Genomic DNA, 14,376 nt, shown 5'->3' with positions numbered 1-14,376 from the left:
AGGCTGGCCGCGCCAGCGCGTTTCGCCCTAGTACTGGAAGTGGTCGATAAAGAGGAAGTCTTCGGGAGTCCGCACGCAGTTGTAGGTGAGCGGAATGCGCGCGCCCGTCTGGATGATCTCGAAGTCATTGACCGTCACGGGCGGATTGCCGACGCCGGGATTGAACATCACCGTGGTCACGCCGAGGGTGGCCCATTTCGCGGTGGTGAAAGCGTCGCTTTCGCCGGTCACCGCAATATTTCCGCCGTCCGCCAACACGATGCCGTAGCGCTGCATCGTACGCAGCAGTACTTTGCCGGCGGCGTTGTAATTGGCCATGTTGAACGAGGATTTCAGCCGCATGCGCACGCCGTACGGCACCGTCGTACTGGGTCCGCTGGGCGCACCGCCATGCGTGGCCGGATGCACGAACGTCGCTGCTGCCATGCGCGGATTCGGCAGGATGAACCGGATCGCATGCCCCAGATCGCCGTTCGCGTTGACAGCCGCTTGCACTTCGTCGGCATTGAACAGGAGCGGTGCGATGGGGAAACCGGCGGCATCGGCGCTGGTGCACTGGTCGCCGCGTCCTTCCGGCGGATAGACGCGGTCAAGATCCCAGCGCACGGCACAGCGCGTCACCAGGGTGTTGTTGACGACGTTGCTGCTGTACGCCTCGTACAGGATGCGTCCGCGCACCACCAGCAGGTGGCAGTCGTCGCAACTGTCGTCGGCACAGAGGTTGTCGCAGCTGTACCCGTTCTGCCCCTCGATCGCACCGCCAGCCGGTAACGGAAACGTTCGCGCCGCGTCCGCATGATTGTCGCAGGCACCCGTGTAGTACTCCTCCGGATTGGGAACGATATCGATCATCGGCGCCGTGCCGCCAGGATCATTGAGCACATGGAGCGACAGGTCGATCTGGAACTTGTTGCCGTTCCCCCAGCCACCGAGGTTGGACAGGGACTGGAGCATGGCGCCGGAATCAGGGTGCAGCGGAGCGGCGCTGATATCGCGATGCCAGACGGCATTGGGCGGAAAACGCGGCGGCGGTGATGCCGCGACGGCGCCGCAGACAAGGGCGGCGCCCAGGCACAAGAGGGGTCGCATGGGAACCTCCGGACCGGGACAGCGCTATTGTGCTCCCGCTGGACAATTTCGCCAGCTCCGCGTGGCGCACCCGTCCCGTCCGCCAGGCTTCGGGGCTGGCCCCGAAGCCTGGGAGGTTTACCAGATCAGATCGGCCGGCACGTCATCGTCCGCCGGGGCATTCGGGTCGACGAGCAGCACCAATGCCTCGGGATTGAGCGCCTCGATCTGGCGGGCGATATCGGCAGTAACCAGCAGGTAGCGGCCCGCCTGCTGCACGACTGCCAGCTCGCCCTTGTTGACCTGGGCCAGCTGGTCCGACGTGCAATAGATACGCCGGATCTTCCCGCCATGGGGGAAGTGGCGCGGATGTTCGGCGTCCGCCACGTTGAGGGTCTTGCCCTGCAGCAGCGCCGCGACCTTTTCCTTGCGCTCCCGCTTCTCCCGGGCGCGCTGCTCGGCTTCGCGCTGGGCACGGTCACGTTCTTCACGCTCGGTTTTTGCCCGCAGCGCATAGGCCTGGGCCAGATCCGGCTCGCCGCTCCGTGGGCCGGCTGGCTTGTTATTGCCCTGCGCCGGGTTGCCGGGTTTGTGGTGGTGGGGTTTACCTGAACCGGCGGGGCGCGAGGCGGGCTTGGGTGCCGGCTTGGCCTCCACCTTCAATTTCTGGACCAATCCACTTTTTAGCAGTTGGTCGCGCAGCGAGTCAGCCATGGTGCGAGATTCTTCGGGGTATGACGAGGGGACGACAGCGTTTATCCGACCGCAACGCGCGCGGCCGGTTTCAATAATGGGGCGGTGGAGGTTCGGATGCGGGGTCGTGCGTCAGGGCACCGCGCACGGCGCCGAGCTCGGCCCGCAGGCGCCGGAACTCATCGCGGATCTCCAGCAACAGCCGGTCATGCGAGGTGATGGTGCTGTTGAGCACCGAGACGGTGTCTTCCAGGAAGGCAAAGCGCACTTCCAGCTCGGTCAGGCGTTCTTCGAGTGAAGTCGATGCCATGTCAGTTCAAGGTTTCTATCAGGTGACGGCCGTGGCGTGATCCTACCAGCCCGCGCGCCTCGCGGAGGGCCAATTGCAAGTCAGCCTGCGCCATTTCGTCGACGAGTTGATCAAAGCTGGTACGCGGTTGCCAGCCCAGTTCGACCCGCGCACGCGCGGCGTTGCCGACCAGGGTGTCGACTTCGGCGGGACGGAAGTAGCGTGGATGAATTCGCACGATCACCGCGCCCGGCGCCAGCCCGGCGCCATCGACCTGGCAACGGGTGACAACAGCATGCTCGTCCACACCGCTTCCACGGAATTCCAGCTCCAGGCCGATCGCAGCACCCGCCCGCCGGACAAAATCCCTCACCGTATGCTGGCGCCCGGTCGCGATGACGTAGTCGCGGGGCTGCGCCTGCTGCAACATCAGCCACTGGGCTTCGACGTAGTCGCGGGCATGGCCCCAGTCGCGGCGGGCATCCAGGTTGCCCAGGTAGACGCACTGCTGCAGACCCAGGGCACAGCGCGCGAGCCCGCGGGTGATCTTGCGCGTGACGAAGGTTTCGCCGCGGATAGGCGATTCATGATTGAAGAGAATGCCGCTGCAGGCGAAGAAGCCGTACGCCTCACGGTAATTCTGCGTGATCCAGTGCGCGTACAGCTTTGCCACCCCGTAGGGCGAACGCGGGTGGAACGGAGTGGTTTCGTCCTGCGGCGACGTGGCGACCTGGCCGAACAGCTCGGAGGTAGAGGCCTGGTAGAAGCGGCAGCGACCGCCGAGGTCCAGCACGCGCATGGATTCCAGCAGGCGCAGAGTGCCCAGGGCATCGGTGTCTGCGGTGTACTCCGGATCCTCGAAAGATACCGCGACGTGACTCTGCGCGCCGAGGTTGTAGATCTCGTCCGGCTGCACCTGCTGCATCACGCGCAGCAGGCTGAGCGAGTCGGTCAGGTCACCGTAGTGCAGGTGCACCTTGGGCACGGCCTCATCCGGTTCGTGGTAGAGGTGATCGATGCGCTCGGTGTTGAAAGACGAGGTGCGGCGCTTGATACCGTGCACTTCATAGCCCTTGCCGAGCAGGAGCTCGGCAAGGTATGCGCCGTCCTGTCCGGTGATGCCCGTCAGCAGCGCGCGACGGGTCATGCGCCGGCAGACCGTCGCACCGCGTCGACACTGCGGCCGCGACCAATGCCGTAGTAGGCGATACCGGCCGCTTCCACCACACGTGGTTCGTAGATATTGCGGCCGTCAAAGATCACCGGACGCGCCAGGCGCGCGCGGATACGCTTGAAATCAGGGCTGCGGAACGCTTTCCATTCCGTGACGACGGCGAGTGCATCAGCGCCATCGAGCACGTCGTAGGGTTGTTCGCACAGGGTGAGGTCGTCCCGGTTACCGAAGATGTGCTGCGCCTCCTGGCGCGCTTCGGGATCGTAGGCGCGCACGGATGCGCCAGCCTCCCACAGCTGTTCGAGCAAACGGCGGCTGGGCGCCTCGCGCATGTCGTCCGTATTGGGCTTGAACGCCAGGCCCCACACGGCGATCGTCCTGCCCCGCAGATCGCCGTCGAAGTAGCGCTCGATCTGGACGAAAAGCTTGCTTTTCTGGGCGTTGTTGACTTCTTCCACTGAACGCAGGAGCCGCGCGGTATAGCCGTGCGACGTGGCGATGCGGTCCAGTGCCTGCACGTCCTTGGGAAAACAGGAACCGCCGTAGCCCACGCCAGGATAGATAAAGTGGTAGCCGATGCGCGGATCGGAGCCGATACCATGGCGCACGAGTTCGATGTCGGCGCCCACACGCTCGGCGATATTCGCCATCTCGTTCATGAAGCTGATCTTCGTGGCAAGCATGGCGTTCGCGGCGTACTTGGTCAGCTCTGCGGAACGCACATCCATCAGCACGATCCGCTCGTGATTGCGGTTGAACGGTGCGTAGAGATCCTTGAGCAGGCCGATCGCACGGGCGCTGTCGGTTCCAATGACGATGCGGTCCGGCCGCATGCAGTCGTTGACCGCATCACCTTCCTTGAGGAATTCGGGATTGGAAACCACGTCAAATTCGATCGTGACGCCACGCTCGGCCAGCTCGGCGGAAATGGCTTCCCGAACCCGGTCCGCCGTTCCCACCGGAACTGTGGACTTGTTCACGATGACGCTGGCAGCGCCCAGGTTGCGGCCGATCGTGCGGGCGACGGCCAGCACGTGGGTGAGATCAGCGCTGCCGTCTTCGTCGGGCGGGGTGCCGACCGCGATGAAGATCACGTCGCCGTGGGCAATGGCCGGCGCCGGATCGATCGTAAAGGCAAGACGGCCCGCCGCGTGATTGGAACGGACCAGTTCCTCCAGTCCCGGCTCGTAAATGGGAATGTCGCCGCCGTTCAAGCGCGCGATCTTGTTCGCATCGACATCGACACAGACGACGGCATTACCCATTTCGGCCAGGCAGGTGCCCGTGACCAGACCGACATATCCCGTGCCGAAAACCGTAACGTTCATGCAATTCCACTGCGCCGCAAAAGGTGGTCATTCTAGCAGGCTGCCAGGACCCGTCCTGCGCCCGCACCGGGTGCATATCGCGGTTGCCACCGCGCTCACCCTTCCGTTCTGTGAAACGAAACAGGGCGCGGCAATGACGCCGCGCCCTGCGTGTTCGTTCGCGCGAGACCGGGATTACTTCTTGTCGGTCTTGGCTTCGACCTTGGCTTCGGCCTTCGGCGCTTCAGCCGGCTTGTTCTCGGCCGGCGGAACGATCTTGATCAGTTCCACGTCGAAGGTCAGCGTGGCGTTCGGGCCGATCGGGCCCGGGCCGTTCTCGCCGTAGGCCAGGTTGGCCGGGATGTAGAACTTGTACTTCGAGCCGACCGGCATCAGCTGCAGGCCTTCGGTCCAGCCCGGGATCACGCCCTTGAGCGGGAAGGTGGCCGGCTGGCCGCGGTCAACCGAGCTGTCGAACTTGGTGCCGTCGAGCAGGGTGCCGGTGTAGTGCACTTCGACGGTATCGGTATCTTTCGGCTTCGGACCGTTGCCGGCCTTGACCACTTCGTACTGCAGGCCCGACTCGGTCGTCTTCACGCCGGCCTTGGTCTTGTTCTTGGCGAGGAATTCGTCGCCGGCCTTCTTGTTCTTCTCGGCCTTGGCCTTCTCGTCAGCCGCGTGCTTGGCCTGGAGCTTGGTCATGAACTCCTGGCGGACCTTCTGGGCTTCTTCCTGGGTCAGGGCGGTCTTGTCGCCCTTGACGGTCGCCTGCAGCGCCTGGACCACGATCGCCATGTCGATCTCGTCCTTGATCTGGCTGATGCCGCGGCCCACGTCCATACCGACCATGTAGCTCACTTTATCCTTTTCCGTCTTCAGCTCCTGACCGACGGCAACGCCGGCGGTGCCGAGGGCCGCGACGATGGCTGCCGCAGTCAGGCTCTTCTGCAAAAACTGGCTCATGAATTGCTCCTGGAATGGTTATATGGCGGCCCGACGGCCGCTAGGCGCAACGGGGCGGCGTATTGTGGCGACGCCTTCTCGTGAAGGCAAACGCTCGGCGGGCTGCGACAATGGCAACGTGATTTAGTTCCGGAAGTGGGTAACCCACCTCGCCGGGCGCTAAACTACCGGGATGCTCAAGTTCGATTCGCTAGCGCTGCGTCGCGGCGCCAAACTGCTTTTCTCCAACGCCACCGTGCAGTTGCACGCCGGCTGGCGCGTGGGTGTCACCGGCCGCAATGGCGCCGGCAAATCCAGCCTGTTCGCCCTGGTTTCCGGCGAACTGGCACCCGATTCCGGAGATTTCTCGCGCCCCCGCGACTGGGTCATGGCACATGTGCGCCAGGAAACCCCTGCTCTGGACCAGCCTGCGGTGGAATTCGTCCTCGACGGCGATCGCGAATACCGCAGCATTGTTTCGGATCTGCAGGCCGCCGAAGCCGCGCACGATGCCGCCCGTCAGGCGATATTGCACGAACGTCTGCATGCCATCGGCGGCTATTCGGCGCCGGCACGTGCCGCCGAGTTGATGCACGGCCTGGGTTTCACGTCCGAGGACGAAAGCCGCACCGTCGCCGAATTCTCCGGCGGCTGGCGGATGCGCCTGAACCTCGCCCAGGCCCTGATGTGCCGCTCGGACCTGCTGCTGCTCGACGAGCCGACCAACCACCTCGACCTGGACGCGGTGTTCTGGCTGGAAGACTGGCTGCGGCGATACGAGGGAACGCTACTGCTGATCTCGCACGACCGCGAATTCCTGGACAATGTGGTTAGTCACATTCTGGAGATTGCAGACGAACGCGTGGAACTGTTCGCCGGAAACCTCTCCGGATTCGAACGCAAGCGCAGCGAGCGACTGGTGCAGCAACAGGCCCAGTTCGAAAAGCAGCAGCGCGAACGCGCTCATCTGCAGAGCTTCGTCGATCGCTTCAAGGCCAAGGCGAGCAAGGCCCGCCAGGCGCAAAGCCGCGTGAAGGCGCTTGAACGCATGGTCGATATCGCCCCGATTCGCGCGGCATCGAGTATCCGTTTCGAATTCCGCGAGCCCGAGTCCCTGCCCTATCCGCTCGCCCGCCTGGACGAATCCGTTGCCGGCTACGGCGAGCGGGTCATCCTGCAAGGCGTGAAGCTGACCCTGGCACCCGGCGACCGTATCGCCCTGCTCGGCGCCAACGGTGCCGGCAAATCCACCCTGATCAAGCTGCTCTCCGGCGCCCTGGCCCCCATGGCGGGCGAACGCCATGAGGCGAAGGGGCTGCGCATCGGCTATTTCGCCCAGCACCAGCTCGAACAGCTCGATCCGCGGGCCAGCGCCGTAGAGCATCTCAAACACCTGGAACCGACGATCGGCGAACAGGCGGCGCGGGATTTCCTGGGCGGCTTCGGATTCATCGGCGATCGCGCCCTGGAACCGGTAGCGCCGTTCTCTGGCGGTGAGAAGGCCCGGCTTTGCCTGGCGCTGACCGTGTGGCAGCGTCCTAACCTGTTGCTCCTGGACGAACCGACCAACCATCTCGACCTGGACATGCGCGAGGCACTGACCGAAGCCCTGAACGGCTTCGACGGCGCGGTGGTACTGGTGGCGCATGACCGTGCGCTGATCCGGACCTGCTGCGAAACGCTGCTCCTGGTCGGTGGTGGACGCGTCCAGCCCTACGATGGCGACCTGGAAGACTACGCCCGCATCGTGCTGCGCCAGACCGCGCCGCCCAGGGAGGCTACCTCCGCGGCGGCCAGCAGCAGCGCCTCGCGCAAGGACGAGCGCCGCGACCGCGCCGAGCAACGGGCACGCCTCGCCCCGATGCGCAACGAGGTCCAGAAGCTGGAAAAGCGCATGAACGAGCTCGCCGGCAAGAAAAAAGCCCTGGAAGTCCAGCTGGAAGATCCGGCCCTCTACGAAGGTCCGCCCAGCCGCGCCACCGAACTGAGCCGGCAGTTGGGCGAACTCAGTGCCGAACTGGTTTCGATCGAGGAAGCCTGGTTGGAGGCCCAGGAGGCGCTGGAGCAGGCCTCCGGCTAGGCCCATCCGGTACGGTTCGGGCCTTGCCCTATACTTGCGGACTTTCCCCAGGGCAAGTCTTCCATCATGACCCAGCTGATCGCGCCGCACGGCGGCCGTCTCGTCGACCTGATCGCCCCCGCCGGCGAGCACGCCGCCCTCAAGCGCGAAGCCGGCCAGTACCCGGCGTGGGACCTGACAGCCCGCCAGCTGTGCGACCTGGAGCTGCTCATGACCGGGGCGTTCTCGCCCCTGGAAGGCTTCATGGGTCGGGCGGACTACGAGCGCGTCTGCCAGGACATGCGCCTTGCCGACGGCACCTTGTGGCCGATGCCGGTCACCCTGGATGTCAGTCGCGAATTTGCCGAAAAGCTCGGCGGCGCCGCCTCCATCGCGCTGCGGGATCCGGAAGGCGTCATCCTCGCCATCCTGGATATCTCCGAGCAGTGGGAGCCGGACCGCACCGCCGAAGCCATCGCGGTGTTCGGCACGACGGACCGCCTGCACGCCGGCGTCGCCTACCTGGCGGAAAAGGCGCATCCGATCTACGTCGGCGGCCGCATCCGCGGCCTGGAGATGCCGTCGCACTACGATTTCCGTCACCTGCGCCTGACGCCACGGGAAGTTAGGGCCCACTTCGACAAACTGGGCTGGCGCCGCATCGTGGCCTTCCAGACGCGCAATCCCATGCATCGCGCCCACCTGGAACTGACCTTCCGCGCCGCGCAGATCGCCGAGGCCAACCTGCTGATCCACCCCAGCGTCGGCATGACCAAGCCGGGCGACATCGATCACTACACGCGCGTGCGCTGCTACGAAAAACTGATCACGCACTACCCGGAGCAGACCACGCAATTGTCGCTGCTGCATCTGGCGATGCGCATGGGCGGGCCGCGCGAAGCACTCTGGCACGCGATCATCCGCAAGAACCACGGTTGTACGCACTTCATTGTTGGCCGCGATCACGCCGGTCCCGGCAACGGCGCCGACGGCAAGCCGTTCTATGGCCCCTACGACGCGCAGGAGCTGGTGGCCCGGCATCAGGAGGAACTGGGAATCGCCATGGTGCCGTTCCAGGAAATGGTCTACATCCAGGAACGCGCCCAGTATGTGCCGGCAGACGAGGTACACGCCGGCGAGACCGTCCTCACTATTTCCGGCACGGAATTGCGACGCCGCCTGCATGAAGGCCTGGATATCCCGGACTGGTTCACCTATCCGGAAGTGATCGACGAGCTGCGCCGGACACATCCCCCGCGGCACCGGCAGGGCTTCACGGTGTTCTTCACGGGATTGTCCGGTGCCGGCAAGTCGACACTCGCCAATGCATTGCTGGTGCGTCTGCTCGAACTGGGCACACGACCGGTCACGCTGCTCGACGGCGATATCGTGCGCAAGCACCTGTCATCGGAGCTGGGTTTCTCGCGCGAACACCGTGACCTCAACGTGCAGCGCATCGGGTTCGTCGCCAGCGAGATCACCAAGAACGGCGGCATCGCCATCTGCGCCCCGATCGCTCCCTATGCCCAGGCGCGCAAGACCGTGCGCGAGATGGTGGCCCACTACGGCATGTTCGTCGAAACTCACGTGTCGACGCCGATCGACGTGTGCGAACAGCGCGATCGCAAAGGCCTGTACGCCCTCGCCCGCGCCGGCAAGATCAAGGAGTTCACCGGCGTGAGCGACCCCTACGAGGCGCCGGAATCACCTGAGCTGCGCATCGACACGAGCGATATCGGTCCGGATGAAGCCGTGCAACGCATCGTGCTCAAGCTGGAAAGCCTGGGACTGATCCGTCCCCGTCAGTAACGACCGGACCTCACGTCGCGCGAATTCGCCAGGAATCCGCGCGACGGACTGGCACCCACGTCAGGGCGCCAGCGCCTTCTCGATCGCCGACACCAGCTCGGCATCATCGGGCGCAACGCGACTGCCGAAGTCTTTCACGACCTTGCCGTCGCGCCCTACCAGATACTTGTAGAAGTTCCAGCTCGGATAACGTCCGCCGCTTTCCGCGGCCAGTTTCTGGTAGAACGGAACGGCCTGTCCTTCCACGACGTGCACTTTCTCGAACATCGGGAATTTTACACCGTAGGTCAAAGTACAGAATTCCTTGATTTCCTGCTCGGTGCCAGGCTCCTGCTGGCGGAAATCGTTCGACGGAAATCCCACCACCGCAAAGCCCTTCGCGGCGTACTTGGCGTGCAGTGATTCCAGCCCCTCATATTGATGCGTGAACCCGCATTTGCTGGCGGTATTGACCACCAGCAGCACCTTTCCCTCGAAGGCCTTGCACAGATTCACGGGCGCCTTGCCCGCCAGGGGCCGGAATTCCTGGTGCAGGAGGTCTGTACAGGCCTCCGCGACGCCCGTTCCCAGTAACAGCACTACCGAAAAAACGATCCGACCGCGCATTCGCGCCTCCAGGTTCATCCGTCAGGGAGGCGGAGTATACCGGGCCGCTCCTCGCAACTTCGTGATTCCAGGAGGGATTTCTCGTGTCGCCCGAAACACTGGACGGATTTTCGCAAAAGTGCTTGACCCTGGCAGATTAGGTGTTATAGTTGACTACAACACTAGTCCAACGGTTCACCGAGGAGCCACCCATGAAAGCCAGCGCTATCGCCACCGTCCTGGTCGCATCCAGCCTGTTTGTGGTCGGTTCGACCATCGACCGGGAATCCCGCGGCAAGCCGCCGTCGACCGTCGTCCCCGCCGCTTCCGTCCCCGCCGCTTCCGTCCCCGCCCGCCACGTCGCCCCCGAACGCATCAGCCACGTCGTCACGCTGCCACAGGTTACTGTCCGGCCGAGCGCAGAAGACCTGGAACTGGCACGCGGCGAAACGTCCACCGATGACACGGTGGCCTCTGTGAGCCGGCTTGGCACGGCAGGGCCACTGCGCACTGCACCGACAGTGGGACGCGTCAATTTCGACATGCCCTACTATTCGTTTGGCAAAGTGATGCCGCATGTGAGCCGGGAATGACTTATGACGATTACCTGGAATGACAACACCCCGATTTATCGCCAGCTGCGCGATCGCGTCGTGGCGATGATTCTGGACGGGGTGCTCAACGAGGGAGATGCACTCCCTTCGGTACGCCAGGTGGCCGCGGATTTCCAGCTGAATCCGATCACGGTGTCCAAGGCTTATCAGGAATTGGTGGACGAGCAGCTGGTCGAGAAGCGGCGAGGACTGGGTATGTACGTCAATGAGGGCGCGCGCGATTCACTGCTGAAGAACGAGCGCGAGCGATTTCTTCGCGAGGAATGGCCAGCACTGTATGCCCGTCTCAAGCGCCTGGGCCTGGATGTGCAGGCACTGGTGCAGGAATCTCGAAATCAGGAAGGAGAGTCGGCATGACCGCCGTGGTTCAAGCGCGCAACCTCAGCAAGCGATTCAAGACGACAACCGCCCTGGACGGTGTCAGCTTCGACATCGAACCCGGCCGTATCGTCGGCCTGATCGGCCCGAACGGGGCGGGCAAGACCACTGCTCTCAAGGCCATTCTCGGCCTGACGGATTTCGGTGGCGACCTGTCGGTACTGGGCTTTGACCCGCGCCGCCAGCGCCACCAGTTGATGCAGCAGGTATGTTTTATTGCCGACGTCGCGGTGCTGCCACGCTGGCTGCGCGTCGAAGAGGCAGTGGACTTCGTCGCCGGCGTACATCCCCGCTTCTCGCGTGAAAAATGCCAGCACTTCCTCGCCCGCACCAAGCTCAAGCCGCGCATGCGGGTTCGCGAAATGTCCAAGGGCATGATCGTGCAGTTGCATCTGGCGCTGGTGATGGCGATCGATGCCAAGCTGCTGGTGCTCGACGAGCCGACGCTCGGCCTGGACATCCTCTATCGCAAGGAGTTCTACCAGAACCTTCTGAACGACTACTTCGACGAGGAAAAGACGATCATCGTCACGACGCACCAGGTCGAGGAAGTCGAGCACATCCTCACTGACCTGATGTTCATCCGCGACGGCAAGATCATCCTCAACGCGACGATGGATCACGTCGCCGAGCGCTTCATCGAAGTGATGGTCAATCCCGACAAGGCGCCGGCCGCCCGTGCGCTGAGCCCAATCGGTGAACGGCAGATCTTCGGCAAATCCATTTTTCTGTTCGATGGCGTGGAAAAGGGACGCCTGGCCGAACTGGGTGAGATGCACAAGCCCAGCATCGCCGACCTCTTTGTCGCCACGATGAAAGGAACCTACGCATGAATACCTTCCTGTGGCTGCTCAAGCGCGAATACTGGGAAAATCGCGGCGGCTTCAAATGGGCGCCGACGATCGCCGGCGGGGTCGTCCTGCTGGTCATCGCGATGGCGCTGCTGACGGCCGAAATGACAGTCCGTCGCCACGACATCAAGGTCAGCCAGATCCACCTCAGCGCACTGGCGAATCACCTCTCGCCTGACCAGATGGCCGACGTTACCGCTGCGATCAATCTGGGACTGTTCGGCGTGTCGTTCCCGATCGCGATGGTGCTCGGTATCGTCCTGTTCTTCTACCTGCTCAATTCGCTGTACGACGAACGACGCGATCGCAGCATCCTGTTCTGGAAGTCGCTGCCGGTGTCAGATACAGAAGTGGTGCTGTCGAAAGTATTCATGGCGACGCTGGTCGCACCGTTGATGGCGACGGTTGCTGCCATTGCCCTGATTTTCGGCTTGCTGCTGGTTCTGACGATCTTCGTGGCGATTCACGGCGGCACGCAGGCCATCGGAACCTTGTGGACGGCGGCGGAACCCTTCTCCGTCAGTGCCAAGTTGCTGATGCTGATTCCGCTTAACGCGCTCTGGGCGCTGCCCACGATCGGCTGGCTGATGCTGTGCTCCGCCTTTGCCCGCCGCGTGCCTTTCCTCTGGGCAGTGCTGGTTCCGGTCGGCGTGGGTACCACCATCGCCCTGTTCAAGCTGATGTACAGCTTCGAGATTCCCAACTACTGGTACTGGAAGCACATCGTCAGCCGCATCCTCTTCAGCGTGATGCCTGGCCAATGGCTGGACGACTCGAACATGGAACGCTTCGAGAACGCCGATGGCCCGAAGGACTGGATCAAGGCACTGGACAGCTCGGCCATTACCGACCTGCTCAGCAGCCCCAACCTGTGGCTGGGCGTGCTGGCCGGTGCTGCGATGATTGTCGGTGCGATCTGGATGCGCCGTTGGCGCGACGAAGGCTGATCCAAGCCACCATGGTCAATCAAGGGCGGCCCATCGTGGTCGCCCTTTTTTGTGGGCTCGCCGCAGCGCACGTTGCTTGCCCGGATCAATGCCTTCCAGAACGCAGTGAGCGGATGCCACTGCCGGGGGATGTCAGGGCAACGGCGTCTGGGCGGGGGCCGTTTGATCAACCACTGTCGGCAGGAAGGATTCGTGCAGTGAATGACTTGCTGTCGCCACTTTCTCATCCGAGCGGACGCATTTGACAGGGACGCGTGGCCGGACGCGGGAAACCGCTGGTGCGATCACGATGCGCCGCCGGTTCGCTGCGTCGCTCGACAAGTGCACTCCTCGCAAGCGGTTCGCAACCCGCCTGGTGATCGCAAAATCACGCCCACGAAAAAGCCGCCCGAGGGCGGCTTTTTTGATGACGCGAACGCAGCGGCGGCTTACTTCACGGTATCGCTGATGACGCGATACTTGGCCGCGCCGTCCTTCTGCAGGCCGCGCTGGTTGAGATCGACTTCACCGTCCAGCCAGTAGCGCACCAACTCGCTGCCGTCACGACGGACCACGATGGCCGCGTCTTTGCCGACGTAGACGGTATCGTTGCGACGCAGCTGATCGGTGCGAACCGTACGAGTTACCGAGCGGCCTTCACCGTAGGCTTTTTCCAGCGATGCGCGTTCCGCGTCGCCCTCTGCCGGCACCTTGCCAGTGAACATCAGCGGGCCAGCCGGCGCCTCGGTACGCAGCGAGGCGTTTTCGGAGGCAACCAGCTTGTCCATCACCTGGTAGCGGTTGGCGGCGAGCGGCTTGAGTTCCGCACGCTGCAGGTTGATGTCGCCGTTCAGCCAGTAGAGGTTGGAACGCAGGCGCTCGCGACGCGTCACGGCCTTGACCGGGCCATCCACGTAGATCACGTCGTCACGCACGAGCTGCGAGGCGTCGAGTTCACCCATCGCCTCCTTGCCTTCATTGAGCGACTGTTCCAGGCGCTGCTTCGCCGCGGCAACCGGATCGGCGGCCGGTGCGGCCTTCACCGGTTCAGCCGGCTTGGCAACCGGGGCAGGCGGCGGCGTCGGCGCTGCCGGCGGCGGCGTCACCGGCGCAGGCGCGGGTTCCGGAGCGGGCGGCGGCGGGACCGGCGCCGGCTTGGGTTCCGGCTGCACGGGCTTGGGCGGAGCAGCCGGGGCCGGCGCGGGTTTGGGCGGCTCGGCGGGCTTGGGAGCCGGGGCTGGCGTGGGCGAAACTGGCTTGGCCGGTTCCACGGGCTTCGGCGGCTCGGCCGCCTTGGCCTTTTCACTCACGCGAACGACCACGTTCTCGAAGAAGCTGTCATTGAGCTTCACTTCGGCCTTGCCGCCGGCCTTGACCTTCGCAGCGACCTTGCCGTGCCATTCCTTCGGCGCATTGATCACGACTTCTCTGCCGGTTGCCGCCGCTTCGCGGCCCAGCGCGGCGAGCTTTGCGTCGGCTGCGCCCGATTCGATGTCCTGTGCCGTCAAAGACACTTCCTGTTGCGCCCAGGCAGCGGACGCGAACAGCGCGGTGGCGAGAGCCAAACGTTTCAGCATTTCAATCTCCAGACATATCAAACACTAAGCGACAGACAGTGTGCCGCGAGTTCGTCCGGCGGCATGTGCTTTTCGCCATGCCCCCCTATTTGTTCACCCACTGC

14 protein-coding genes are annotated in these 14,376 nt (G+C 63.8%); 6 read left to right on the top strand and 8 right to left on the bottom strand.

All coding sequences use genetic code 11. The features are described 5' to 3' along the window. Positions 1–27: 27 nt before the first annotated feature. The 6 genes from N4264_RS12490 to bamJ all read right to left on the bottom strand — a co-directional run bounded on the left by N4264_RS12490 (position 28) and on the right by bamJ (position 5,494). Positions 28–1,089: a hypothetical protein gene (locus N4264_RS12490; RefSeq protein WP_261697367.1), complete on the bottom strand. Its 1,062-nt coding sequence runs from the start codon at positions 1,087–1,089 to the stop codon at positions 28–30. Positions 1,090–1,206: 117 nt separating this feature from the next. Continuing rightward, positions 1,207–1,782: a DUF2058 domain-containing protein gene (locus tag N4264_RS12485; RefSeq protein ID WP_261697366.1), complete on the bottom strand. Its 576-nt coding sequence runs from the start codon at positions 1,780–1,782 to the stop codon at positions 1,207–1,209. A gap of 70 nt (positions 1,783–1,852) precedes the next feature. After that, positions 1,853–2,071, bottom strand: a complete 219-nt coding sequence (locus N4264_RS12480) for a SlyX family protein (protein ID WP_261697365.1) — start codon at positions 2,069–2,071, stop codon at positions 1,853–1,855. A 1-nt stretch (position 2,072) separates the two neighbouring features. Next, the gene (gene gmd, locus N4264_RS12475) at positions 2,073–3,197 is read right to left on the bottom strand and encodes a GDP-mannose 4,6-dehydratase (RefSeq protein ID WP_261697364.1); all 1,125 of its coding nucleotides are present in this window, start codon (positions 3,195–3,197) and stop codon (positions 2,073–2,075) included. Further along, the gene (locus N4264_RS12470; RefSeq protein WP_261697363.1) at positions 3,194–4,552 is read right to left on the bottom strand and encodes a UDP-glucose dehydrogenase family protein; all 1,359 of its coding nucleotides are present in this window, start codon (positions 4,550–4,552) and stop codon (positions 3,194–3,196) included. The genes gmd and N4264_RS12470 overlap by 4 nt, the downstream gene beginning before the upstream one ends. 174 nt (positions 4,553–4,726) lie before the next feature. Then, entirely contained in the window at positions 4,727–5,494 is a 768-nt protein-coding gene (bamJ, locus tag N4264_RS12465; protein WP_261697362.1) for a BamJ family beta-barrel-assembly machinery protein, read from the bottom strand. Positions 5,495–5,666: 172 nt separating this feature from the next. Here bamJ and N4264_RS12460 point away from each other — a divergent pair, with 172 nt between their 5' ends. Together N4264_RS12460 and N4264_RS12455 are read left to right on the top strand one after the other, a co-directional pair. Continuing rightward, entirely contained in the window at positions 5,667–7,553 is a 1,887-nt protein-coding gene (locus tag N4264_RS12460) for an ATP-binding cassette domain-containing protein (protein WP_261697361.1), read from the top strand. A gap of 66 nt (positions 7,554–7,619) precedes the next feature. Continuing rightward, entirely contained in the window at positions 7,620–9,341 is a 1,722-nt protein-coding gene (locus N4264_RS12455; protein ID WP_261697360.1) for a bifunctional sulfate adenylyltransferase/adenylylsulfate kinase, read from the top strand. Positions 9,342–9,401: 60 nt separating this feature from the next. Here N4264_RS12455 and N4264_RS12450 read toward each other — a convergent pair whose 3' ends face one another. Continuing rightward, positions 9,402–9,947, bottom strand: coding sequence for a glutathione peroxidase (locus N4264_RS12450; protein ID WP_261697359.1), 546 nt, complete (start codon positions 9,945–9,947; stop codon positions 9,402–9,404). Between the two features lie 191 nt (positions 9,948–10,138). On the opposite strand from N4264_RS12450, the gene N4264_RS12445 reads away from it, so the two are divergent. From N4264_RS12445 to N4264_RS12430, 4 genes are read left to right on the top strand one after another with little or no spacing between them, the layout of a single operon-like run. After that, positions 10,139–10,519 carry a hypothetical protein gene (locus tag N4264_RS12445; protein ID WP_261697358.1) on the top strand — a complete coding sequence of 127 codons (381 nt, stop codon included), beginning with the start codon at positions 10,139–10,141 and terminating at the stop codon, positions 10,517–10,519. Positions 10,520–10,522: 3 nt separating this feature from the next. After that, the gene (locus tag N4264_RS12440; RefSeq protein WP_261697357.1) at positions 10,523–10,897 is read left to right on the top strand and encodes a GntR family transcriptional regulator; all 375 of its coding nucleotides are present in this window, start codon (positions 10,523–10,525) and stop codon (positions 10,895–10,897) included. Then, positions 10,894–11,751: an ABC transporter ATP-binding protein gene (locus tag N4264_RS12435; protein ID WP_261697356.1), complete on the top strand. Its 858-nt coding sequence runs from the start codon at positions 10,894–10,896 to the stop codon at positions 11,749–11,751. Before N4264_RS12440 ends, N4264_RS12435 begins: the two co-directional genes overlap by 4 nt. Next, positions 11,748–12,716 (top strand): hypothetical protein, encoded by a 969-nt coding sequence (locus tag N4264_RS12430; RefSeq protein WP_261697355.1) that lies wholly within the window; start codon positions 11,748–11,750, stop codon positions 12,714–12,716. Before N4264_RS12435 ends, N4264_RS12430 begins: the two co-directional genes overlap by 4 nt. A gap of 428 nt (positions 12,717–13,144) precedes the next feature. Here N4264_RS12430 and N4264_RS12425 read toward each other — a convergent pair whose 3' ends face one another. Beyond that, positions 13,145–14,272 (bottom strand): hypothetical protein, encoded by a 1,128-nt coding sequence (locus N4264_RS12425; protein WP_261697354.1) that lies wholly within the window; start codon positions 14,270–14,272, stop codon positions 13,145–13,147. Positions 14,273–14,376 lie beyond the last annotated feature (104 nt).

The sequence above is a fragment of the Tahibacter amnicola genome (genome assembly GCF_025398735.1).
In the GTDB taxonomy this organism is placed as follows: Bacteria; Pseudomonadota; Gammaproteobacteria; order Xanthomonadales; family Rhodanobacteraceae; genus Tahibacter; species Tahibacter amnicola.
Note: the sequence above shows the minus strand (reverse complement) of the source record. Positions and strands in the feature narration are given on the sequence as shown.

Coding starts and splice junctions, on each gene's coding strand:
- N4264_RS12435 (WP_261697356.1), top strand. CDS start 10,894: ATGACCGCCGTGGTTCAAGCGCGCAACCTCAGCAAGCGATTCAAGACG.
- N4264_RS12430 (WP_261697355.1), top strand. CDS start 11,748: ATGAATACCTTCCTGTGGCTGCTCAAGCGCGAATACTGGGAAAATCGC.
- N4264_RS12470 (WP_261697363.1), bottom strand. CDS start 4,552: ATGAACGTTACGGTTTTCGGCACGGGATATGTCGGTCTGGTCACGGGC.
- bamJ (WP_261697362.1), bottom strand. CDS start 5,494: ATGAGCCAGTTTTTGCAGAAGAGCCTGACTGCGGCAGCCATCGTCGCG.
- N4264_RS12460 (WP_261697361.1), top strand. CDS start 5,667: ATGCTCAAGTTCGATTCGCTAGCGCTGCGTCGCGGCGCCAAACTGCTT.
- N4264_RS12455 (WP_261697360.1), top strand. CDS start 7,620: ATGACCCAGCTGATCGCGCCGCACGGCGGCCGTCTCGTCGACCTGATC.
- gmd (WP_261697364.1), bottom strand. CDS start 3,197: ATGACCCGTCGCGCGCTGCTGACGGGCATCACCGGACAGGACGGCGCA.
- N4264_RS12490 (WP_261697367.1), bottom strand. CDS start 1,089: ATGCGACCCCTCTTGTGCCTGGGCGCCGCCCTTGTCTGCGGCGCCGTC.
- N4264_RS12485 (WP_261697366.1), bottom strand. CDS start 1,782: ATGGCTGACTCGCTGCGCGACCAACTGCTAAAAAGTGGATTGGTCCAG.
- N4264_RS12480 (WP_261697365.1), bottom strand. CDS start 2,071: ATGGCATCGACTTCACTCGAAGAACGCCTGACCGAGCTGGAAGTGCGC.
- N4264_RS12450 (WP_261697359.1), bottom strand. CDS start 9,947: ATGCGCGGTCGGATCGTTTTTTCGGTAGTGCTGTTACTGGGAACGGGC.
- N4264_RS12425 (WP_261697354.1), bottom strand. CDS start 14,272: ATGCTGAAACGTTTGGCTCTCGCCACCGCGCTGTTCGCGTCCGCTGCC.
- N4264_RS12445 (WP_261697358.1), top strand. CDS start 10,139: ATGAAAGCCAGCGCTATCGCCACCGTCCTGGTCGCATCCAGCCTGTTT.
- N4264_RS12440 (WP_261697357.1), top strand. CDS start 10,523: ATGACGATTACCTGGAATGACAACACCCCGATTTATCGCCAGCTGCGC.